The sequence below is a fragment of the Cesiribacter sp. SM1 genome, from assembly GCF_020178975.1.
In the GTDB taxonomy this organism is placed as follows: domain Bacteria; phylum Bacteroidota; class Bacteroidia; order Cytophagales; family Cyclobacteriaceae; genus Cesiribacter.
On record NZ_JAHXBU010000088.1, the window covers coordinates 139023 to 161475 of the forward strand.

21 protein-coding genes are annotated in these 22453 nt (G+C 47.1%); 8 read left to right on the forward strand and 13 right to left on the reverse strand.

Features of this window, described 5'->3' with window-relative positions; translation table 11 throughout:
• Positions 1-27 precede the first annotated feature (27 nt).
• Together KWJ01_RS14415 and KWJ01_RS14420 are read right to left on the reverse strand one after the other, a co-directional pair.
• A complete protein-coding gene (locus KWJ01_RS14415) occupies positions 28-1359 on the reverse strand; it encodes a DUF5103 domain-containing protein (protein ID WP_224997265.1) in 1332 nt (443 codons plus the stop codon).
• A gap of 6 nt (positions 1360-1365) precedes the next feature.
• Positions 1366-3294, reverse strand: coding sequence for an ABC-F family ATP-binding cassette domain-containing protein (locus KWJ01_RS14420; protein ID WP_224997267.1), 1929 nt, complete (start codon positions 3292-3294; stop codon positions 1366-1368).
• Between the two features lie 220 nt (positions 3295-3514).
• On the opposite strand from KWJ01_RS14420, the gene KWJ01_RS14425 reads away from it, so the two are divergent.
• Positions 3515-4735, forward strand: coding sequence for a sorbosone dehydrogenase family protein (locus tag KWJ01_RS14425; protein WP_224997268.1), 1221 nt, complete (start codon positions 3515-3517; stop codon positions 4733-4735).
• Positions 4736-4809: 74 nt separating this feature from the next.
• On the opposite strand, the gene KWJ01_RS14430 is transcribed toward KWJ01_RS14425, so the two are convergent.
• Positions 4810-5367, reverse strand: coding sequence for a YfiT family bacillithiol transferase (locus KWJ01_RS14430; protein ID WP_224997270.1), 558 nt, complete (start codon positions 5365-5367; stop codon positions 4810-4812).
• A gap of 222 nt (positions 5368-5589) precedes the next feature.
• On the opposite strand from KWJ01_RS14430, the gene KWJ01_RS14435 reads away from it, so the two are divergent.
• On the forward strand, positions 5590-5982 hold the full coding sequence (locus KWJ01_RS14435) for a hypothetical protein (RefSeq protein ID WP_224997272.1): 393 nt from the start codon (positions 5590-5592) through the stop codon (positions 5980-5982).
• 82 nt (positions 5983-6064) lie between these two features.
• Here the strand turns inward: KWJ01_RS14435 and KWJ01_RS14440 are convergent, their stop codons facing one another.
• On the reverse strand, positions 6065-6394 hold the full coding sequence (locus tag KWJ01_RS14440; RefSeq protein ID WP_224997274.1) for a DUF962 domain-containing protein: 330 nt from the start codon (positions 6392-6394) through the stop codon (positions 6065-6067).
• Between the two features lie 101 nt (positions 6395-6495).
• Positions 6496-7038 (reverse strand): DUF2911 domain-containing protein, encoded by a 543-nt coding sequence (locus KWJ01_RS14445; protein ID WP_224997275.1) that lies wholly within the window; start codon positions 7036-7038, stop codon positions 6496-6498.
• Positions 7039-7113: 75 nt separating this feature from the next.
• Between KWJ01_RS14445 and KWJ01_RS14450 the strand changes: the two genes are divergently transcribed.
• Positions 7114-7596 carry a dCMP deaminase family protein gene (locus KWJ01_RS14450; RefSeq protein WP_224997276.1) on the forward strand — a complete coding sequence of 161 codons (483 nt, stop codon included), beginning with the start codon at positions 7114-7116 and terminating at the stop codon, positions 7594-7596.
• Positions 7597-7695: 99 nt separating this feature from the next.
• Here KWJ01_RS14450 and KWJ01_RS14455 read toward each other — a convergent pair whose 3' ends face one another.
• The 3 genes from KWJ01_RS14455 to KWJ01_RS14465 form a co-directional block, all read right to left on the reverse strand.
• Positions 7696-8154 (reverse strand): hypothetical protein, encoded by a 459-nt coding sequence (locus KWJ01_RS14455; protein ID WP_224997277.1) that lies wholly within the window; start codon positions 8152-8154, stop codon positions 7696-7698.
• A gap of 275 nt (positions 8155-8429) precedes the next feature.
• On the reverse strand, positions 8430-9452 hold the full coding sequence (murB, locus tag KWJ01_RS14460) for a UDP-N-acetylmuramate dehydrogenase (protein ID WP_224997278.1): 1023 nt from the start codon (positions 9450-9452) through the stop codon (positions 8430-8432).
• Between the two features lie 23 nt (positions 9453-9475).
• Positions 9476-11281 carry a sodium:solute symporter family protein gene (locus tag KWJ01_RS14465; RefSeq protein WP_224997279.1) on the reverse strand — a complete coding sequence of 602 codons (1806 nt, stop codon included), beginning with the start codon at positions 11279-11281 and terminating at the stop codon, positions 9476-9478.
• A 416-nt stretch (positions 11282-11697) separates the two neighbouring features.
• Here KWJ01_RS14465 and KWJ01_RS14470 point away from each other — a divergent pair, with 416 nt between their 5' ends.
• Positions 11698-13785, forward strand: coding sequence for a S41 family peptidase (locus KWJ01_RS14470; protein WP_224997280.1), 2088 nt, complete (start codon positions 11698-11700; stop codon positions 13783-13785).
• A gap of 48 nt (positions 13786-13833) precedes the next feature.
• On the opposite strand, the gene KWJ01_RS14475 is transcribed toward KWJ01_RS14470, so the two are convergent.
• From KWJ01_RS14475 to KWJ01_RS14485, 3 genes are all read right to left on the reverse strand, one after another.
• Positions 13834-14862 (reverse strand): hypothetical protein, encoded by a 1029-nt coding sequence (locus KWJ01_RS14475; RefSeq protein ID WP_224997281.1) that lies wholly within the window; start codon positions 14860-14862, stop codon positions 13834-13836.
• A 67-nt stretch (positions 14863-14929) separates the two neighbouring features.
• Positions 14930-15565 carry a hypothetical protein gene (locus KWJ01_RS14480; RefSeq protein WP_224997282.1) on the reverse strand — a complete coding sequence of 212 codons (636 nt, stop codon included), beginning with the start codon at positions 15563-15565 and terminating at the stop codon, positions 14930-14932.
• A gap of 320 nt (positions 15566-15885) precedes the next feature.
• Positions 15886-16485 carry a DsbA family protein gene (locus tag KWJ01_RS14485; RefSeq protein ID WP_224997283.1) on the reverse strand — a complete coding sequence of 200 codons (600 nt, stop codon included), beginning with the start codon at positions 16483-16485 and terminating at the stop codon, positions 15886-15888.
• Between the two features lie 163 nt (positions 16486-16648).
• Between KWJ01_RS14485 and KWJ01_RS14490 the strand changes: the two genes are divergently transcribed.
• The 3 genes from KWJ01_RS14490 to KWJ01_RS14500 all read left to right on the forward strand — a co-directional run bounded on the left by KWJ01_RS14490 (position 16649) and on the right by KWJ01_RS14500 (position 18769).
• The gene (locus KWJ01_RS14490; RefSeq protein WP_224997285.1) at positions 16649-17086 is read left to right on the forward strand and encodes a DoxX family protein; all 438 of its coding nucleotides are present in this window, start codon (positions 16649-16651) and stop codon (positions 17084-17086) included.
• A gap of 140 nt (positions 17087-17226) precedes the next feature.
• On the forward strand, positions 17227-18234 hold the full coding sequence (locus KWJ01_RS14495) for a potassium channel family protein (protein ID WP_224997287.1): 1008 nt from the start codon (positions 17227-17229) through the stop codon (positions 18232-18234).
• Positions 18227-18769, forward strand: a complete 543-nt coding sequence (locus KWJ01_RS14500) for a DUF421 domain-containing protein (protein ID WP_224997289.1) — start codon at positions 18227-18229, stop codon at positions 18767-18769. The genes KWJ01_RS14495 and KWJ01_RS14500 overlap by 8 nt, the downstream gene beginning before the upstream one ends.
• A 75-nt stretch (positions 18770-18844) precedes the next feature.
• On the opposite strand, the gene KWJ01_RS14505 is transcribed toward KWJ01_RS14500, so the two are convergent.
• Positions 18845-20572, reverse strand: a complete 1728-nt coding sequence (locus KWJ01_RS14505; protein ID WP_224997291.1) for a phospho-sugar mutase — start codon at positions 20570-20572, stop codon at positions 18845-18847.
• A 99-nt stretch (positions 20573-20671) separates the two neighbouring features.
• Positions 20672-21766 (reverse strand): 4-hydroxyphenylpyruvate dioxygenase, encoded by a 1095-nt coding sequence (gene hppD, locus KWJ01_RS14510; protein WP_224997293.1) that lies wholly within the window; start codon positions 21764-21766, stop codon positions 20672-20674.
• A 225-nt stretch (positions 21767-21991) separates the two neighbouring features.
• Between hppD and KWJ01_RS14515 the strand changes: the two genes are divergently transcribed.
• Entirely contained in the window at positions 21992-22399 is a 408-nt protein-coding gene (locus KWJ01_RS14515) for a hypothetical protein (protein ID WP_224997294.1), read from the forward strand.
• The last annotated feature ends 54 nt before the right edge of the window (positions 22400-22453 follow it).

The following is a 22453-nucleotide window of genomic DNA, read 5'->3' on the forward strand; positions in this document are numbered from 1 at the left end:
ATTGTGCGGCTGCTGTCAGCGGAAAACTTATCTTCCGCGGCCGGTACTTAGGGTGCTGTAACCTACAAGCAGATCCGCAGGTTTGGTGTTCATGCGGTAATAAACAAAGACTTCATAAAAGTTTTCCGTTTCGGAAAAGGTGCCCTCCAGTGAGAGGGCATTTTCTTTGTTGCCCGTCAGGTACAGGTAGTTGTACCAGCCCTGCTTCAGGGGTATATCGGCCCGGTAGCCACCTAACTCTGCATCGTACTGCATGGTGTAGGGAGGTATGTTCAGGTAATTGCTGAAATCGCCGGCAACATAAACTGGCCAGGGCAGAGGGGTCTCTGCTTTCAGGAAAAAGTGCACATCTGCATATTCTCCACTGATGTAGGGATCGGTGAAATCCTGATTTTCGATGATAAAGCTACCGTTAATATCCTGCCGCTGGGCATAAGCCAGTGTGCCCCTGGGTCTGTCCGGGAGCAGAAAGGCATCCAGGCGGTTTCGCACAGAATCGAGCCTGACGGAGCCAACATTCTGGCCATTCGCCCGCACAGTGCGGAGATCAAAAAAGCGGTACTCATTGCCGCCGTAAAAAGCATTAGAGAGGTCAAAGAGCTGGTACTCCAGCTGATAGCTGCCTGTGCGGTCGCCGGTGGGGCGAAGGTTCATTACAGCATTGTCCCAGCGTTGGTTTTGCCTGATTACTACCCTGATCTGGGTGGTGGGGTCTACAATTCCCGGCAGGTTTCTGTAAATAACCTCCAGGTCAATTTGCTGGCGCTGCAGGCGTGTGCCGCCAGGGGCTGCCACCAGATGCGTTTGTACCGGTGCCAGATTTTCATAGACCATAAAGCGGCGGGTAAGCACAATATCATTAGGATTGCGGTTGCGGTACACTGCCAGCACATAATTACCGCTAAGCTTTACGGCCGGCACCTCAAACTGGTAGTGCACATAGGGCTGCCTGGTGTTGTAAGAGTACGAAAAGTCGGTAATGGGGTATTCATTGTATTCGTTCAGGTACTCCATAGTACTTAAGCGCGATACCTGCCAGTTAAAGTCGCAGTGCAGTATGCGTACGGCATAATCCGTTCGATCCTGCTGCAGATCATCAAAATGAAGTACCAGCTGATTTTGGCTGTTTAAGGTAGTTACTGCCGGCCTCAGCTGGCTGGTAGCAGTACCATCGTCGGGAAAAAGCTGTACACTGCGAATGTTGGATACATACTCCCGGTTCAGGGTCTGTAGCGCAGGCAGCGGTCCGGAGGCAGAAGTAGCGCTGCCACTGCCCCCCGGAAGGGGAGTACAGGCCGTAAACACAGAAATAATTACCAGCAGGCAAAGTGGCAGTAGTGGCAGTGCAGTCTTTTTCATCCGGTTTTAAGCTAGTTCTTCAAGCCGCAGCATCAGGTCTTCCCATTGCGACTGTGTTTTTTCGAGCTTTTCTTTTACAGCAGTGTATTTCCCGTTTACTTCCAGCAGGCGATCGGGGTTGCCGAAAACTTCTGGTTTTGCAAGCTCGTTTTCCAGGGAAGCCTCCTGCTTTTCCAGCTCAGTTACCTGCTTCTCTACTTCCTCGAGCTGTTGCTGCAGCTTTCTGCGCTCTTTATCATTAGAGGGATTAACTTCTTTTTTAGCAGCAGGCGCTGCTTTCTCCTGTACCGGGGCACCAGCCTGTTTGGTGGTTGGTTCTTCCGCCTTTTTCTGCTCCAGCTGCTTAGCCTGCCAGTGAACAAATTCGCCGTAAGTGCCGGGGTACTCGCGGATCTCCCCATCCTCAATCCACCAGATTTTATTGGCGATGTACTGAATAAAGTGCCTGTTGTGCGATACCACAATATAGCTGCCTTCGTATTGCTCAAGTGCCTGTATCAGGATGTTTACCGACTGCAGGTCCAGGTGGTTGGTAGGTTCATCGAGCAGCAGGAAGTTGGCTTCTGATAACAATGTTTTAGCCAAGGCTACCCTTGATTTTTCACCACCTGAAAGTACTTTGATCTTCTTGAAAACATCCTCATCAGAAAACAGAAAGCAGCCCAGCAGGTTGCGCAGTTCTGTTTCTGATTTCTGGCTGCCAGCCCCTTTCAGCTCTTCCAGAATTTCATGATCGGCACCCAGGCTTTCCAGCTGGTGCTGGGCATAAAAAGCCATGTTTACATTGTGGCCTTCGGTACGCTCACCTTCCTGAACCTGCTCGGTGCCGGCAATAATCCGCAGCACCGTAGATTTACCTTTTCCGTTGGCTCCGATCAGGGCTATTTTATCGCCCCGGCGAATTTCGGCGGTTGTGTTTTTCAGGATCTGCAGATCGCCATAGGCTTTGCTGATGTCTTCCAGCATGATCACAGACTTTCCACTGGGGCGGCTCATGGTAAAGCGGAAATTTACTCTGCGGTTTTCCTCCACCACGGCATCGATCTTATCCATACGATCCAGTGCCTTTACCCGGCTTTGTACCTGGCGCGATTTGGAAGCTTTGGCACGGAAACGTTCAATGAAACGCTCCGTTTGTTTGATCTGCTGCTGCTGATTTTCATAAGCATTGCGCTGCAGTTCACTGCGCAACTCTTTTTCCTCCAGGTATTTGTCGTAATTACCGGTGTAGGTGATCAGCTGCTGGCTGGTTACCTCCACCACCATCTCTACTGTATTGTTCAGGAAATCCTGGTCGTGAGATACGATAATGAAAGCACCTTCGTAGGTCTTGAGGTAATTCTCCAGCCATTGGATAGAGGGGAGGTCCAGGTGGTTGGTAGGCTCATCGAGCATCAGCAGGTTAGGCTTTTGCAGCAGTAGCTTTGAAAGCATTACGCGCATACGCCAGCCACCGCTGAATTCTTTTAGCGGACGGTGCAGGTCTTCGGTACGGAAGCCAATGCCTTCCAGAACGGCTTCGGCCTGCGACTGCATGCTGTAGCCACCCAGGCGCTCAAACTCTTCCTGCTGGCGGCTTAGTTTCTCCACCAGTGAATCGCTGTAGTCGGTTTCCAGCTGATGCAGGGTTTTCTCTATCTGTCGCTGTAGCTGTACGGCATTTCCAAAAGCCTCCATGGCTACTGTTAAAATGCTGTCTGCTGTCTGGTAAGAGAGCAGGTCCTGGTTCAGGAAGCCAATGGTGGTATCATTACTCTTGCTGATGGTGCCTTCGTCGGGCTGGTATTCGCCATCGATGAGCCGCAACAGGGTTGATTTACCAGTGCCATTTAAACCAACCAAGCCAATTTTAGCTTTAGGCGTAATGTGCAGGTTGGCATCTTCATACAGGGGGCGGTCGCCAATGTAATACGACAGATTATTGATAGAGATCATACTGCAATTTACGAAATTTTAATACTATGTAGGGGTACAGAAGACAAAGAAGCTTTGATTAAGGCTAAAGAGGTACAGGCACAGCTATTGTGGATGTGAGAACTAAAATTTTTTTGAAGTGATACCTTTAGAACTGCCATAGCTATAACCTAAAACAGCATCTGCTAGTTGTATTCCGAAATGTTGTTTTAACTTTGAGTTTCCTCAAACATCTTTGATAATGAAGAAAATTTATTTGTGTGCTTTTATGGCACTGGCTGTTGCCTGCGGAAGTAACAATGAGTCTGGCCGGGAGGAAGAGCTTTCACCTGATGCCACTACGGAAAATCCTGATGATGTAAACCTGCGTTTGCAGCGCCTAAGCCTGCCACAGGGTTTTAAGATTGAATTGTTTGCCAGCGGTATTGAAGATGCCCGTTCCATGGCCAGGGGAGACCAGGGCACCATTTTTATTGGCAACCGTGATAAAGAAAAAGTTTGGGCCGTGCGCGACGAAGATGGCGACGGTAGAGCTGATAAGAAATGGGAAATTGCCGATGGTCTGCTGATGCCAAACGGAGTAGCCTTTCGCGATGGTGATTTATATGTGGCAGAGGTAAACCGGGTGTTGCGCTACCGCGATATTGAATCGCAGCTCGATAACCCGCCGCAACCTGAGGTGGTGTATGACCAGTACCCCAGCGAGAGGCACCATGGCTGGAAATATATTGCATTTGGGCCCGATGGCATGCTATACGTACCGGTAGGTGCACCCTGCAACATCTGTAATTCAGAAAAAGAGATCTATGCAACCATTACACGCCTTAATCCCGATGGCGGGCAACCAGAGATCTATGCCAGGGGAGTACGAAATACTGTAGGCTTTGACTGGCATCCACAAACAGGGGCCCTTTGGTTTACTGATAATGGTGGCGATAACCTGGGAACTGCCATGGCGAAGGCTGGTAAAATTCCGGAAGATCAGGAAAAAGAATATACAGATAATAACCCTGCAGGTGAGCTTAACCGTGCACCACAGCAGGGCCTGCACTTTGGTTACCCCTTTTGCCATGCTGGCGAGATTGTGGATCCTGAGTTTGGCAGCGAAGGCGACTGTGCAAAATATACTTCACCTGCACAAAAGTTAGGCCACCACGTAGCTCCGCTGGGCATGAAATTTTATACGGGCAGCCAGTTTCCCCAGGAATACCAGAACCAGATTATTATTCCGGAACATGGCAGCTGGAACCGCACAAAGAAAAATGGCTACAGGTTAACCACAGTAAAACTGAATGAGCAGGGAGAGGCTACCAGCTATGAGCCTTTTATTACCGGCTGGCTCGATGAGGAATCGCAGGAGGCCTGGGGGCGTCCGGTAGATCTTCTTGTGCTGCCTGATGGCTCAATGCTTATCTCTGATGATTTTGCTGGAGCTATTTACCGTGTTAGCTACGAGGGCTAATTATTCGGATTAGTCCGGAATAAACCAGAAAGGTGCCTGCACAGGCACCTTTCTGGTTTATAGCTATTGGTAATTTAACTGCCGGTAGTTATCCAGCCTTTTCTTTGTATCAGCCCTTGTATGTGTGCATAATGATGGCGGCAGTGCCAGTCGTATAAACCCATAACAGTATCAAGCCGGAAGGTTTTCTGCGATTCCGGATGAAAATATTCCCTGCTTAATTGCTCCTGGGTAAGGCCTTCCAGCAGGTAGGTCCATTTTGCATGCAGGGCATGCAGGTAGGTAAGCGAGAGGCCAATGGGCGCCCGGCGGCTATCGAACAATTCTGCCCAGCGGTCTTCATGATAAGCCTTAATGGTTGGCGTATTTTCTGTCAGTGTCCATTTATAACGGATGTAGGCATTGGTATGACTATCGGCCAGGTGATGTATAACCTGCCGTACGCTCCAGCCACCAGGCCGGTACTGGGTGTCCAGCTGTTCCTTGCTTAAGTTCTTAACCAGGGTTTCGAGTTTGGCCGGATATTCCTTAATTTCTTTTATCCACCCCGTTAGCTGTGTGCGTGTAATTGCAGAAGGAGCCTGGTAATGCCCGATCGGGTAGCGCAGTTGTTCAAGTTGGTCGTTTATCATGGGGGAGGATATTTAAATTTTCAGCAAAAGTTACTAAAAAAAGCATAACTCAAAATGCTATACCGTTTTTTCATGTGGATGTTAAGAACGCTACAGGCCGTACTTTAGGTATATTGTTATAAATAAACGACTTATTTATATTGAATATATTACATTCTTAAGCCTGCGACCAAAGGTAAACGTATATAGAGTGGTTAAACATCAAATTCTATCTCTATTAGTATGACCATTGCTAAAACTCCTCAGTACGAGCTTTCAGTATCCAAAGAAAAAAACAGGGCTTACCTGCGCATCATCGGCTTCTGGAGAAATCCAGAACAGGTAGCTGACTACTTAAAGCATTGGGAAAGCGCCATTTCTGCACTTAAGCCAGGATTTACGCTTCTTACCGATGCCAGGGAAATGAAAATACATCCGGCATCAGTACGTAAAATTCATGAGGATGCACAGCAAATAATCATCAAAGCCGGGGTGCTCAAAGTGGCAGAAATACAAAAAGACATGATTGCAGAAATGCAGCTGGATGGTGTATCAGGCGAAACAAATATGCCTAAGAGAAATTTCACCGATCAGCAGGAGGCAGAGCAGTGGCTGAATAACCTGCACCTGGCATAACTTAACAGTGTTTGTTCATAGTGAGCCCGGCCATTGGTCGGGTTTATTGTTGCCTGGTGCTGGTGAATGGCCTGTTGGTAATTCACTGCTGTGGATTAAACTTTTCTTTACCTATGAGCAAATCACGGAAAAGCAGAAAATATGAGGCCAGTGAATAGAAAGGGTAGGTAAAGGTTGCTGGTTTGTTTCGTTCAAAAAACGTATGACCCACCCATGCAAAGCCATAACCAAGCAGGGGCATAAGCCAGAGTAACCACCATGTTTGTGTGATTAGCGCTAGTACAAGTACCATAATCACCAGCCCTGTGCCTATAAAGTGCAGCCGGCGACTCACCGGGTTAAGATGCTCCTGCAGGTAGTAGGGGTAAAACTCGCCTAAGCTGTTGAACTGTGGCACACTTTTCTTTGCCATTAAATGCTTCGTTTTCCTTAATATAAAAAAGAACCCCCTGTTTTAAAAGGGGGTTCAGGTATACAGCTTTTTTTAAATTTGTGCTGTTTCAGGAATGCTATTTATTGAAAAGTTACTGGTATGTCTACGCCGGTGCGATCCCACATCATTTTCAGTACTACATCACTGGCAGTCTGTTCGAATTCCATGGTAAAGGGCTCATAAACAGTCTGCAGTTGCTTGGTGGGTACTGTAAAGCGCAGCAGGTCTTTGCTGTCGTCGTAGCGGTAAGCACCCCACTGGCCGGGCTCCTTGTTCAGAATTATGGTCCACTTATCTTTTTCGGGGATGCTGAAAATTGTGTAGGTACCTGCAGGAACACGGTTTCCTGCCAGCATAATGTCGCCGGTGGTGGTAAGCTCTGTTGCTTCGTTGGCACCAGTACGCCATACTTTGCCAAAGGGTACCAATTCGCCAAATATATTGCGCCCGCGTTTCTGGGGGCGTCCGTATGTAATTTTTACATAGGTATCCTCCGGAGATTTAAAGGTGATCATCTCGAGCGGACTTGGCCTAAGCTTCAGGGCTTCCTGAGCCATTACTTCCTGACCAAGCAAACAAAGGAGCAGAAGGAGCAGGGTGTAAAAAAACGTTTTCTTTATCATCTCTCTTTATAGTTTTATGTTACTTTACAGCTTCTGAGCAAAGTAACTAAAAATTTTCATCCGCAAAAACCTGCTATGAGCCGACCTGCTTTCGACGATATTTTCATGGAGCTGGCTGTTAATCTTGCCAAGCGTTCTCACTGTGTAAAGCGGCATGTGGGGGCAGTGCTGGCAAAAGATACCCGCATTATATCTATTGGTTATAACGGCCCCCCTGCGGGTACTCATAATTGCGATGAAGAATGGCCGGAAACCGGATGCGCCCGCGACAGGAAGGGGAGTTGCACCCTTGCCCTGCATGCAGAGCAGAATGCGATTATTTATGCAGTAAAAAATAATGCGAACGTTGAAGATGCAACTTTATATGTAACCCTGGCACCCTGCCTGGCCTGCGCCCGTATCATTTACAGCACCGGCATCAGCAAGGTGGTATACCTGCATTCCTATGCCGAGTATAAAGGAATAGAATTAGAGGAAGGCGTGGACTTTCTGCAGCGGTTTGGCGTGCAGGTTGAACGCTACAGGGGCAATCTTAGCAATGTAACACATATGATTTAGCATCGTGCTGAAGAGGAATACCAGTAAATGGAAAGGGGCGGATGCTGGTTTATTGATCAGCATCCGCCCCTTCTCTGTTTAATAGGTATTGATAAAACCTTAGCGATCAAGCACCACAGTGATCTGGTCTGTCTGGTTGCCTACAGCAACTTGCAGGGCAATTCTAAGCTCGCCATTGCTACCGGAATAAACGCCTTCGTACATACTACCGCCACGGCTAATGCTGCGGTTGCCGCTGAAGCGGGCCTTCATGCCATAATAATCAACATCCTGGCCGGGTACCTCCATTATCATGTCATTATCAACCCTTTGCAGCTTATCAGCGTAAAATGAAATTCCATCCTGCAGGCCAATGCGTATGCGGCTGTTACTGGTTTTGCTAATAATAGCAGTGCCGCTGCCAGTGGCAGCTCCTCCCTTATAGGTGGTGTAGGAGTAGGTGCCCGTAATCATGGAGCTGAAATCAGGTGAGGTTTCGTCGTTATCTTCCGGGTTAGTACAGCTGACTGCTACAAAAAGAACAAGGCAGAAGGTGAAAAATAAATTAACGTAGCGCATAGCAATGAAATTTAGTGGTTAATAGCCTGCGGCAATTGAGCCGATGAAAGAGATTTACCAACCATCGTGCCAAACAAAGCTTAAGCTCTACAAAGTTGCAGCTGCTCTTTTTGCAGTTGTGATGTAAAAACCAGCAGCACAAGCACATTATAAAGAAAACCCCAGCTCGTAAAAGCCGGGGTTTTGAGAAGTTTGTAACTGGCTATCAAGGGTATAGCAGTGGTATGTGATCTTACAGCTAGCTGGCTAAAAGTGCCAGATGCCGGCTATGCAGATCAAATAAAATTCACTTCTGTTTCCAGCTGAATCCCGAATTTTTCTTCAACGGATGCCTGTATGTCAGCAGCAAGCTGCTTAAGATCGGCACCCCTGGCACCTCCGTAGTTTACCAGTACGAGCGCCTGCTTTTCGTGCACACCAATCTGCGCTCTTTTATGGCCTTTCCAGCCCGACTGTTCTATGAGCCATCCGGCGGGCACTTTAACCCAATCATCGTTTTGCGGATAATTAGGCATATTAGGGTATTGCTCCTGCAGCTTTTTAAACAGCTGTGTGTTTATTACCGGGTTCTTGAAAAAACTGCCGGCATTGCCAATCTTTTTAGGGTCTGGTAATTTGCTCTGGCGTATGCGAATTACCGCATCACTAACCGCCTTCAGGCTTAATTCTTCAATGCCCAACTCTAGCAGTGTCTTTTGTATATCGCCATAGCTGGTGTTGTAGGTATGCTTTTTATGCAACCTGAATGTTACGGATGCGATTATATATTTGTCTCTGGCCTGGGTTTTAAAAATGCTGCTTCGGTAGCCAAATTCACACTCGCTGTTGGTAAATACCCGAAGCTGGCCGCTTTCGCGCTCAACGGCTTCCAGGTGGCTGAAGGTGTCTTTTATCTCTACGCCATAGGCGCCTATGTTTTGCATGGGAGCGGCGCCTACGGTACCCGGAATAAGAGACAGATTCTCCAGACCACCCCAGCCCTGTGCAATGGTGTAAAGCACAAAGTCGTGCCAGTTCTGGCCGCCGCCCACCTTTACCCACACATGGTCCTCATCCTCCTTTTCTACACTTTCGCCGGCTATGCGGTTGAGCAATACCAGTCCCTCCGGATCCCGGGTAAAAAGAATGTTGCTGCCACCTCCCAGGATCAGGATGGGCAGCTGGCGGAACTGCTCCATTTGCAGTACCTCCTGTAGTTCTTCTACAGTTTCAACTCTACAGAAAAAGGGTGCGATGGCATCAATACCAAAGGTATTGTAGGCTTGCAGGCTTTTATTCTTTTCTATAAGCACAGACATGAATTCAGTTTAGCTAACAAGTATCAGGCTATTTGTTTATGTTTTGCGGCGTGGCTTTCATCGCCAAAAATTTCCACTTTAGAGGAAGACCACTTCAGTAGTATAAAAGAAATGATGATGGTGCCTCCGGAAAGCATGGCGGCAGTCCAGTTCTGGAAAATCAGGTAACCAATAAAGAACAGCACAGCATAGGCCATTACAACGGCACTTAGCCAGGCCAGCACTATCAGGGCTATGTTTGGATTACGTTCTCCGCTTCTGCGGTAGGGGCCCCAGTTGCCGATAGGCTTAACCTTATCATAAAATGCCTGCAGCTTCTCGTTGCTGGTTGGGCGTGTAAGAAAGGTAACCAGCAGCCAGCTAACAGTGGTAAAGGCAATGATAAACAAAAAGCTGCGTGGATCCTGCAGTACGGGCAGGCCCCATGCCGGATCACTTTCGGCAAAAACCTCCTTGGTGAGCCAGTAGGCAAACAGCGGGGCAACGGTAGCCGTAATCTCGCTCCAGGCATTAAGGCGCCACCACCACCAGCGCAAGATCAGCACCAGCCCTATACCGGCACCTGCTTCAATCAGGAACTGCCATACAGCTGCAATGGAATTGATCTGGCTGGTAACCCACAGGGCTAACAGCATGAGTAGTAAGGTGCCCAGCCTGCTGGCCAGTACCAGTTCGTTATTGCTGGCTTGTGGCTTCACAAACCTTTTGAATACATCATTAATAAGGTAGGAGGTGCCCCAGTTCAGCTGGGTAGATATGGTACTCATATAAGCCGCAAAAAAAGCCACCAGCAGCAGGCCCCGCAGACCATCGGGCAGAAAATCTTTCATGGCCATGACATAGCCCAGGCTTTTATCGGCAGGGGCAAGGTCTGGATACAGCACCAGGGCCGCCAGGCCTACCAGGATCCAGGGCCACGGGCGCAGGGCATAGTGGGCAATCTGGAAGAAAAGTGTGGCATACACAGCATTTTTTTCGTCCTTGGCCGACATCATTCTTTGGGCAATGTAACCACCACCGCCGGGCTCGTTGCCAGGATACCAGCTGGCCCACCACTGAAAACCAATAATAGCCAGAAAGCTGCTTACACCAAGGGCAAGTGTAGTTCCAATACCGCTGCCTCCTTCGCCAATGGTAGGGAAAAAGCTAAGTGTGCCGGGAGGCAGTTTTTCTACCAGCCCTTTTGCTCCACCAACCTGCTCAGCATCCAGTACAAGCCAGGCCAGCACAATACAGCCTGTCATGGCTATAATAAACTGTATCACATCCGTAAATGCTACACCAAGTAGCCCCGAAACAGAGGAGTAAACCACAACCAGTACCATGGCTGCTGCTACATACCAGAGCATTTGTTCAGGGGGTATGCCAAAGAAAATCTGCAGCAGTTTCATAAGGGCTACATTTACCCAGGCAATCACCAGGGCATTCATAAAAACCCCCAGGTAGAGGGCCTTAAAGCCGCGCAGGAAAGAAGCAGCCGTGCCGCTGTAGCGCATTTCTATAAATTCAACATCGGTCAGGATTTCAGCTCGGCGCCAGTATTTGGCAAAGAAGAAGGTGGTGAGCATGCCGCCAATGAGCATATTCCACCACACCCAGTTCCCGGCAATACCATTTTGTGCTACCAGTTCGGTAACTGCCAGGGGAGTATCGGCAGCAAAGGTAGTTGCTACCATAGAGGTACCTGCAATCCACCAGGGCAGGTTGCGCCCACCCAAAAAGAAGCTATCAATACTTTTACCGGCCTGCTTGCTAAAGTACAATCCTATAACAAGGGTAACAATAATGAACAGACCGATCACAAGCCAGTCGGCAGTGCTTAAAATCATAAAAATAGTTTTTGCCGAATCTACAAAAAAAGACTGATAAGCTACCGCCAAAGTACCATCCGAAGTAGAATAAAACAGCTTTTTAACTGGTTTACGTGCAGGGCGGCTCTAAAAGCTTCTGGCTTTGCTCTGCCGGCTCTATTCCTGATAAGAAAAGGCCTGATTGTTAGGTGCTTGACATGTGATATTTTATAATTCCCCGAAAGAAAACAGGAAGAAAGGTCAGGTGTAAGAATGGAAAGCCAGGCAGGAAGTTCATATGAACAGCATAACAAAAAGGAGCAGTACCAAACTGCTTTACAGGCCTGATATAAGTAAATCTATATTTTATCTGACATTCATTTAATTTATTGGCGGCACTTTGTTAATTTCAGGTGTGGTAAACAGTGGTTTAGCGGGTATTTGCCACCATTTTTATGATAAAGAGGAAGGGGTTACATATTTTTTTGCTTTTCAGCCTGCTGATGGGATGTGCAGCGCTATTGCCTGTAACTGCAAAACAAAAACCCTGCAAAGTTGCCAGGCAATTGTTGCAAACCCTGCGCACGTTTCATGTCGATCCGCCTTTAACCGACAGCCTTTTTTCTGAAAGAGTACTCCAGGAGTTTGTTCAGAATCTCGATCCAGGAGGTTTTTACCTCACCCAGCAGTCAATCCAGGCGCTTCGCAAAGATTTTCAAAACCTGGAAAAGAACATTCAGAAAGGAAAGTGTACTGCGCTGGAAACAGGTATCCGGATCTTTAACCGCCAGTATCTCTTTGTTGATTCTTTGCGCAACCGCCTGCTGCAGGAACCGCTGGTACTTAGCGATACAGATGTGCTGCGGCTGTCACTCACACCTAACCACCATTATGTTGCAGATAGTGCGGCACTGGTAGAGCGATGGCACAAACAACTACGCTACCTGCTGCTGTACGAAGCCTATATGGAAGCAGGTGAAGGTGTGATAAAGCTGGAGAACGAAGCTGCACTTCGTAAGAAAGTTCAGGAACGGCTTATATGCAGGCGCAGCAGGCTGCTGGATGGTTCCGGAGGCCTGGCAGCACAGGTAGGTGAGCATTTTCTTAGCGCACTTTCTACTGCTTTCGATCCACATACTAATTACTTCCCGCCTACCACAAAGCAGCAGTTCATGGCTTCTCTCTCTACCGAAACAGAGTCTTTTGGTATTCAGCTACATGAGAATGCTCAGGGCGATATTGAAATATCGCGGCTGATACCAGGTGGACCCGCCTGGAAAAGCAATGAACTGCACGAAGGTGATGTACTCCTGAGCCTGCACCCTAAAAAAGGGCAGGCAAAAAGCTTTTCCTGTACCAGTGCCGAGGAGGCAGAGGCTTTGCTGGCCGATGTTACACTTAAGCAGGTGCAGCTAGTAGTTCGCAAAAAAAGTGGACAGAGCAAAAAAGTAAACCTGGTAAAGGAAAGGCTGCAGGTAGAAGAAAATGTAGTTAGCAGTTTTGTTTTAAAGGGCGAGCACACCTTTGGTTACCTGGCTTTACCTGCTTTTTACTCGCAGCTCGACGGGCCCTATGGCAGGGGCGTAGCCACTGATGTAGCCCGGGAAATTATCAATTTGCTGAATGCCGACATAGAGGGAATCGTGCTTGACCTTCGGTTTAATGGAGGCGGTTCTGTAATGGAAGCCCTTAAACTGGCCGGAATGTTTATAGATGAGGGTACACTTGGTGTGGAAAGTGATAAATTCCACAAGAACCAGCCGCTGCGGGATATGATCAAGGGTACTATTTACGATGGACCAGTGGTTTTACTGGTAAACAGCTTTTCGGCCTCTGCATCGGAAATTTTGGCACAGGCTCTGCAAACCTACAACAGGGCACTGGTGATAGGTTCTCCCACCTATGGAAAAGCCACCGTACAGGTAATCATGCCCATATCCGGACAGGAGAAGTCAAAGCCAAAAGAACCATTTGTAAAAATGACCATTGCCAAATATTACGGGCCCCTGGGCAGTAGTTATCAATCCAACGGCATTATTCCAGATATTGAGCTTTCCGATGGCATATCTGTGCTGGGCATGCGTGAGGCTGCCTATCCTACTGCGCTTCGGGCAGATGTAATCACCAATAAATTTAGCTTTCATCCTGATCCTGCCCTGCCAACAGAAGCGCTGAGCTTTCTGAGCGAGCAGCGATTGCTGGCAGATACTGCTTATAACAGGCAGCTGGAACGTACAAACAAGCTTGCCGGCATAGTGGCACATGGCTTTCCATTAAGATTATCGCCCCGATATTTTAAGGCTGATTACGAGCAGCTGATTAAGCTGTACGATGAAAGCTTTACAACAGGCGGTGCTGTAAAACCTCCTTTTGAACTCCAGAACCTGCCGGAAACAGAAAAGCTGCTTGAGCGGGATGAGGAGCTTAAAACCATGAATACCCGCATCAAAGAAGAACTGAAAAATGATGTCTGGCTAACAGAGACCTACCACGTAATGCTGGATTTGCTACAGTTACAGCCCGGCAGGAGCAATAAGCCTTAGCATCTCCATTTCTTGCAGCATAAATGTTTACTGGGTTCTTTGCCCAGATCAATGGCAGGGTATGTTTTTCCCTTTCATACGATCCAGGAATATTGCTGCATATGCAGCCAGGGGTCCCTCAGGACTATGCCCGATTAGTTTTTCATAAAGCAAAGCTGCCTCCTGCAGCTCGCCTGCAATATGGAACACCCTTGCTTTTATATAAAGCTGCTTACTAAGCAATGATTCTGTCTTTAGTTTATCAAGGAGCAGTGTTTGTTTGGATGGTCTATCGCTATTGGCCGTGTTTCTTTTGGCAGCAACTGTGGCGGTAGCTGGTTTTAGGGAGGCTTTTATGTTTGCGCTTTTGATCGTTAACAATTCGCCAAGCCTGGCATAGGCCTTACCGGCAGTATATGATAGCCCAAACTCATTAAACGAGTTTCCATTTTTATAATAAGAAGAAGGGTACAAACCGGCAGCTCTCTGCTTGTATAACGGGATCTGCGCTCTACCACTACTGCTTAACTCTTCCTCAAAACCAAATGCATTTACGCAGCTAAAGGCATCGATCCACACAACCCCCAGCGCAGACCTTGAGCGGATAAGGGTATGGGGGCTTATTCCTTTTTCGTTTCGTACACCAAAGAGCTGAACCTTATCCAGGTAAGACGAAAGAAGGAGGGCCAGGTAACCGTTCACCTGATCGCAATAGCCATAGCCCCGCACAAAAGAGGCCAGGGCAGAATTGGAGATAACAGGAACTTCTCCCTGTGTCTGGTTAATAAAGAGATTTCGCACATGGTTGGCAGAAGCACTGATGCTTGCTGCCGGCTTACTGCTGTTTAAGCTAAGCTGCTCAGAGAGGTAGTCTTTCAGGTCGTGGCGAAGCTTAAATTCAAGGGCTTTTGCCCAAACAACTTCCGCAAGGTTGTGCTCATTTAACCATTGGGCTTCGGCCTGAAAAAAATATGCCTCCTGTTCGGCTGCCAGTTGGGCGAGCTTTCGTGGAGGCAGGGGTATCAGATAAAAAGCACTGCCTGCAGCCAGCATCAGGAGCAGGACAATACCGGATATTTTCAGCAAAGTATGCAGCATATCTTAACAGATCGGCAGGCAACAGTTAATACAGCCTGATCTCCTAAAGATACACAAAGAGCACCAGTTAAAGTTCGGCAGGTATCTGAACAGGATTTCTTTTGTTGAAGCTCACGATATGAGACTCCAGTGTTGGACTGCTGTCGCTGTTCAGGCTGTTTTTGTACTCATTGAAAAATTCAGGATCAGCAGAAAATGCTTGTTCTACCTGCTGCTTTTCTGATATGATTTCACCGCTCCGGAAAACAATATATTTAGGAACCGTGATGGTAGTTACTTTTTGTCCGGGTAAACCTGGCTTTTCGTTCCACAGCTTATGATCTGTGTTATTGAATTTCATGATGGCGCCCAGGATCTCCAGTTTATAGAAATTCTTTTCGTCGAACACATAAGGGGTATTGAACGCGCACAACCCCCAGATTTCGTTACTGGCAACACTTTTCATTTCATCGTTTACCATGAAATAGATAAGTTTTGGTGCTTCTATGCGCTCGCTGCCTTTATGCAGGTCTACAAAAGACTCCAGGTTTTCTATGGCCTCCAGGGCTACAGAGGGTTTGTTAGTGACAAAATCGGCATAGGTTAAATAGAGGCCATTTTTAAACGCTGCTTTTTCCTGGCCTGGCGAAACCGATTGCTGTGCTTTTACAAATTGAGGTACTAGGCATAGCAGTAGCAAAAAGTAATATAGAGGATGTTTCATGAGTTTATCTGTATATATGTGTAGAAAGAATACTCAAATATATAAATTGGTGTATATATTTCAATTATTTCTATATTATTTTATATGATTGACTGTGCCTGCCTAATGCTGTAGATTGTGCTATTCCGCTGATGTTTAACCGTTTAAACTAGCTGTTGCTCTCTGAAGTAATCTGTGGAACAGCCTGCTAACCAGGCACTCTGCATGTGTAAGTTTCTTAGAGTTAGTATACACTGATGGATGATGAATAGAACCAGCCTCATAAATGCCAAAACCCAAAGGTTACTCTCCGGAAGAGGGCGGCCGCCGGTTGGGGGTAGCTATGCAGTATTGCTGGCCACAATAATCTTTTTTAACTGCTCTTTAGGTATTACTCCCGGATAAAACTGTCCGCCTATTTTAAAAGTAGGGACTGCTGTTATTCCCTGCTGATACGATTGTTCCAGTGCTTTTCTGTGGGTTTGTTTGTACTGCCTGGTTTCCAATATATTTCTGTAATCTACGGGGTCAAGCCCAATTTCCTCTGCCAGTCTAGTAAGCACTTCTACATCGCTTATGTCTTTATTTTCTTTAAAGAAAGCCTCAAACATGCGGTTTGTGTAAGCTGCTCCTTTGCCTTTTTCGCTTGCATACTGAAAACCCTCAAAGGCCAGATGGGTGTAGGGCTGTGGCGATACGGTAGGTAATTTAATATCTACCCCCAGACGCTCTGCCATTGGATAAACCGATTGCCGCCATACCCTGGGCAAATACTCATCTTCTGGTTTAAGGGTGGGAGTAGGGTAGGGGCGCAGCTCAAAAGGCATCCATTCTACTTCTATGGACAGATCGGGGTTTTCCCGTTTCACCTCTTCGAGAATCTGCTCCCCAAGGTAACAGTAGGGGCATACATAATCAGAATATATTTTAATGGTAGCCATGGGGTATTCAGCTGTGGGGTTTTTGATGAAAATTAGCAGGAGTATTTACGCTACTCATTCATATTCAATGGTAAACCGGCTGGTATTGTTCAGTAATATAGAACCGGGCGCTTGATATCTTTTGGTTTAATGCTTAACTTATTGAAAACTAAATTTTTAGCCTATGAATGCAATTCAAAAATGGGAGGCTTATGGTGAGACTCACCATCCGGCCTGGCTCGACAGCCTGCGGGTGCTGCTGGGGCTGATTATTCTGGTGAAAGGAGTAGTCTTTATTATGGATAATGCAGCACTGCAACAACTGATTATGCAAAGCGGGGTTCCCTTTACCTCCATTGCGCTAGCGCATTATGTGGTGTTCGCGCACCTGGTAGGAGGCATACTTATTATCCTGGGATTGAAAACCAGGGTAGCCATTCTCTTTCAGATCCCTATTCTGATCGGTGCTATCTTTTTCGTTAACATTCACCAGGGCATGCTTACAGGCAACGGAGAGCTTATGCTTTCGATTGCCGTATTGCTTTTACTGGTTTTCTTCTTCTTCTGGGGATCAGGACCTTTGTCTGCAGACAGTTACCTGCGTACTCACAAGGATCGGTAATAATGCATGTATATGTTTGTAGACACCAGGAGTAGCCTGCAGAAATGCAGGCTATTCTTTTGTGCATTGCTAAGCAGGAGAACAAATAATGGCAGGACCGGTTGAATAGTAGGAAATACTCTACCTACAAAAAATACTGCATGAATTGGTTGCTCCTGATTGCCGGTGGCATAATTGTACTATGGTTTATTATTGAAGCTCTGTGGACCACCATCTGGATTGATGGTAACTCCTCTCCCATAACTACACGTGCAACTACCCTCCTCTGGCTTGGGTGGCGGGCAATATTCAAACAAAAAAGGCATAAAGCCCTTAGTCTTGCCGGGCCGCTGGTGCTGTTTTTTACCGTTGCTTCCTGGATATTTTTTTTATGGCTGGGCTGGTCTATGATGTTTTACGCACAGCCCGGTTCACTGGAAACCTCAGATGGGGAATACCCAAACTTTATAGGCACCATGTGGTATGTAGCCTATGTTATGTTTACGGTAGGAAATGGCGATTTTCTACCCCAGGGAGATCTGTGGCAGTTATTAAGCTCCTTTGTTGCATTCAGTGGCATGGGGCTGGTAACCCTCTCTATCACTTATGTAATGCAGATAGTTTCTGCAGTTGTAACCAAACGCTCTTTTTCAAGCAAGGTAACCAGTATTGCTAAAACAGCAGACAGCTTTGTGGCAGCACAATGGACAGGGGAAAGTTTTGGGTCTATTGAAATTCAGCTGAATGCTTTATCGGGGCAGCTGGCAATGTTAAATGAGCAGCATCTGGCCTATCCTATTTTGCATTACTACCATGCAAAGAATGCTGATAAATCAAGTTCAATTGCTTTACCTGTGCTGGACGACGCCCTCACCATCATCATGGAATGTGTAGAGGAGAGCAAACGACCTTCAGCAACTGTTTTAAAATCGATCAGAGCCTCTATCAGCAGTTATATGAGCACCCTTAAAGCTGCCCATATACATGCCAGCAAGGAGGTGCCACCCCTACCAGACTGGGAAGAGTTAAAAAGGGCGGGGGTACCTGTTTGCGATAAGAATAAGTTTGAACAGAAGTTCAGGGAAAATGGCGACAGAAGAAAGCTGCTCCTGGGCTTAACACAAAATGCTGCCTGGCGGTGGCCCTCAAAGTTAGAATCTAATGGATAATATAGTATTTTTCTGGAATGGATGGGAGCCCCTGTTGCGTACCATCGTAGTGGGTACCTTAACCTACTTTTCTATTATTTTTATTCTTAGAATGTCGGGCAAGCGTACCCTTGCCAGCATGAATGCCTTTGATTTTGTTATCACAGTGGCACTTGGGTCAGCCTATGGCCGTATTCTTACTGCAAAACAGGTGTCTGTTGCAGAAGCTGTTACTACATTCCTGCTACTGGCAGTACTGCAATTCATTGTTTCAAAGCTGGAAAATAAATCCCGCTGGTTTTACCAGCTGGTAACCTCGCAGCCAACCTTGCTGTATTACAGGGGGCAGTTTATTGAAAAAGCGATGCGTAAACAGCGGGTACGTGAGGATTCTTTACTGGGAGCCGTGCGCAAGAAGAAATTCAGCAGCCTCAATGAGGTGGAGGCTATTGTGCTGGAAACAGACGGATCTATTTCTGTGATCAAAAAATCATCAGAAACTAACCAGTCCAGTTATCGGAGCATAATTGAACGGCAGGAGCTGCAAAAGAAGTAGTGCCATTAAAAAAGCCGCAGGTGAGGGTACCCGCGGCTTTGACTTACTTCTATGTTCTCACTTCTTTCTTCTGGATTACTTAAGTTTCATATCTTCCACGATCTGTCGTACTTTATTATCCAGGCGGCTTTTTACATCCTGGGCATCTTCTCCGGCTTTAGCTTTGGTGTTAACGCTAACGTAAAATTTGATCTTAGGCTCTGTACCGCTGGGGCGGGCGCTTATTTTGCTGCCGTCTTCGGTCAGGAACTGCAGTACGTTTGAGCGTGGAAAGTCCAGTCGCTCTTCTTCGCCCTCATTTGGTTTCCAGCAGATGCCCTGCTCATAATCCATGATTTTAGCCAGGGGGCTTCCACCTACTTCCTGCGGTGGATTTTCGCGAAGCTCGCTCATCATTTTCTGAATTTCCTCGGCACCGCTCTTGCCAGGCTTGGTTACAGATACAAGCGACTCCTGGTAATAGCCAAAGCGTTTATACATCTCCTGCAGCAGCTCATAGAGGCCTTTCCCGCTGTTTTTTGCCCAGGCAGCCATTTCAGCAATCATGGCACAGGAGGCTACTGCATCTTTATCGCGTACAAAGTCGGAGATCAGGTAGCCGTAGCTTTCTTCGCCCCCGGCAATAAATTCCTTCTTGCCTTCCAGCTCACGGATTACGCCTGCAATGTACTTAAAGCCGGTAAGGGTGTTGTAGCAGTCTACGCCGTACTCCTCTGCCATGGTATCGATCAGGTCGGTGGTAACAATGGTTTTTACGATGTACTGCCTGCCGTTCAATTTGCCTTTTTCTTTCCAGGCTTCCAGCATGTAGTAGATCAGCAGGGCACCGGTCTGGTTACCATTCAGGAGCTGCCACTCACCAGCATTGTTCTTGATGGCAATACCCACACGGTCAGCATCGGGGTCGGTGCCCATCAGTATATCCGCATCAAGCTCTTTTGCTTTCTTAAGGGCCAGGCTTAAAGCTTCTGCCTCTTCTGGGTTAGGATATTCTACGGTAGGGAAGTTGCCGTTTGGTTCGGCCTGCTCCTGCACTACATGCACATTCTGAAAGCCCATGCGCTGCAGTACCTGCGGTACAAGGGTAATACCAGTGCCATGAATAGGGGTGAACACAATTTTCAGATCTGACTGTGCCTTTATTGCCTCAGGAGACACGCTTAGGCCCACTACTTTGCTGATGTAGGCTTCGTCAACCTCTTTGCCAATAAGGCTGATAAGCTGCTGGTTTTTATTGAAATTAACCTCGCTTATATCTTTAAGCTTGCCTACCTCTGTAATTACGTTTTTATCGTGCGGAGGCACCAGCTGGGCACCATCGTTCCAGTAGGCTTTGTAGCCGTTGTATTCTTTAGGGTTGTGCGAAGCTGTAAGCACCACACCACTCTGGCAGCCCAGGTGACGAATGGCAAAGCTTAGTTCCGGCGTTGGGCGCAAAGACTCAAACAGGTAAACCTGTATGCCGTTTGCAGAAAAAACATCTGCAGTGGTTTCGGCAAAAAAGCGGCTGTTATTGCGGCTGTCGTGGGCTATGGCTACTTTAACCTGCTGATCCGGAAAGCATTTTTTCAGGTAGTTGGCCAGTCCCTGGGTTGCCAGTCCTACCGTATATTTGTTCATACGGTTGGAGCCTACACCCATAATACCCCTTAAACCACCGGTGCCAAATTCAAGGTCTTTGTAAAATGCTTCGGTTAGTTCATTTTCATTGTTGCTGTCGAGCCACTGCCTTATCTGCAGCTTGCTTTGCTCATCTACCGCCGGGCTGCTGAGCCATGCCTGTGCTTTGTCTTTAACTTCCATGTATTAAAAAGTAATATTTTAGGCTTGGGGTGTGAGCCATGAGGTATGAGAATACAGTCTTCATCCCATGCCTTTTGCATCACAACGCCAAGCATGTAATCATAAATTTCCTCTTAATTCCTGTTCCCGTTCTATGGCTTCGAACAGGGCTTTGAAATTGCCTTTGCCGAAGCTTTTGGCTCCTTTTCGCTGAATGATCTCAAAGAAAAGGGTGGGGCGGTCCTGTACCGGTTTAGTGAAAATCTGCAGCAGGTAACCTTCCTCATCCCTGTCTACCAGTATGTTCATGTTTTTTAGTGGCTGCAGATCTTCTTCTATTTCACCCACGCGCTCAAACAAATCTTCGTAGTAGGTTTCCGGTACATACAGGAATTCAATGCCACGGTCGCGCATTTCGCTAACGGTCTGTACAATATCATCTGTAGCGATAGCAATATGCTGCACACCTGCACCTTTGTAAAAATCAAGGTATTCTTCGATCTGCGATTTCTTTACACCCGCAGCGGGTTCGTTTATCGGGAATTTAACATAGCCGTTGCCGTTGCTCACTACCTTGCTCATGAGCGCGGTATACTTGGTGCTGATGTCTTTATCATCAAAAGTGATAAGCAGTTTAAAGCCCATTACATCTTCGTAAAACTGCACCCATTTGTTCATCTGGCCCAGCTCTACATTTCCCACGCAGTGATCTACGTACTTTAAGCCGATTGGTTTAACGGGGTAGCTACTTTTTTTAGCGACATAGCCCGGCATAAAAGCGCCTTTATAATTTTTGCGCTCTACAAATTTGTGAATGGTTTCACCATAGGTTTTTATGGCAGATACTACTACCTCGCCATGCTCATCCTTCAGTCGTTCCGGGGGCATGGCGGCTTCGGCGCCACGGCTGGTGGTTTCTTTAAAGCTTTTTTCTGCATCGTCAACCCAGAGTGCCAATACTTTTACGCCATCGCCATGCTTGTACACATGATTTGCTATTTCGGTATCGGGCTGCAGTGAAGAGGTAAGTATAAAGCGGAGTTTGTTTTGCTGTAGTACATAGGAAGCGCGGTCCCGCTGGCCGGTTTCGGGGCCGGCATAGGCAATCAATTCAAAACCAAGGGCTGCCATGTAAAACATAGCACTTTGCTTGGCATTCCCAACCCAAAATTCAATATGATCGGTGCCGTTGATGGGCAAAAAATCCTGTTCCATTGCGGTTAAAAATTTATTTCCTGCTACCAATTAATAAAAATAGGCGGGCTTATGCAAACCCAGCAGCTAAAGGTTTGTGCTAGTTGCCTGCTCAAAGATAGCAGAAGGCTGTTTAAAGAAGAAGTGGAAGAAGTACAGGAATGTTCAGCAGGCTTTTCATTTTTTAGCCAGTTGGTTGGATAATGTTTTAAAAAGGGCAAGTTTTGTAATATAGAACAAGCACACATGGTAAACCTCACAGACCTGGAACGCGACTTGCTTTCGCTTGCAAAAAAGAAAAACGAGCTGGCCGCCCTTGGCTACGACGATCCCCGCTACGACGATGTAGAGGAAGAATTACACGACCTGGAAGATGATTTTCAGGATACCTACGGCGATTATCTGGAAGATGCCCTGCATACGGTTCACGATGATCTTTGCCCCGACAACGATGTACTAATGCCTATAGCCTACGTAGCAAATAAGTATGTTGTGGCAGAAGATGGCAGCTGGCTGCCTGCAGAGGGTGGTGTGCCCGTTGAGGTAGATGAAATTCCCAGCAAAGGCACCAAGCTTGCTATTGCACCATCGCCTGTACGTATTGTGCTTATCATCTCTCCAAAAAAACAGCAGGATGTTTGGATGGCGAAATAAGCTTTTCCAGAAAAAATTATAAGCAGATCTATATGCAGAAAAGGCCATGCTGAT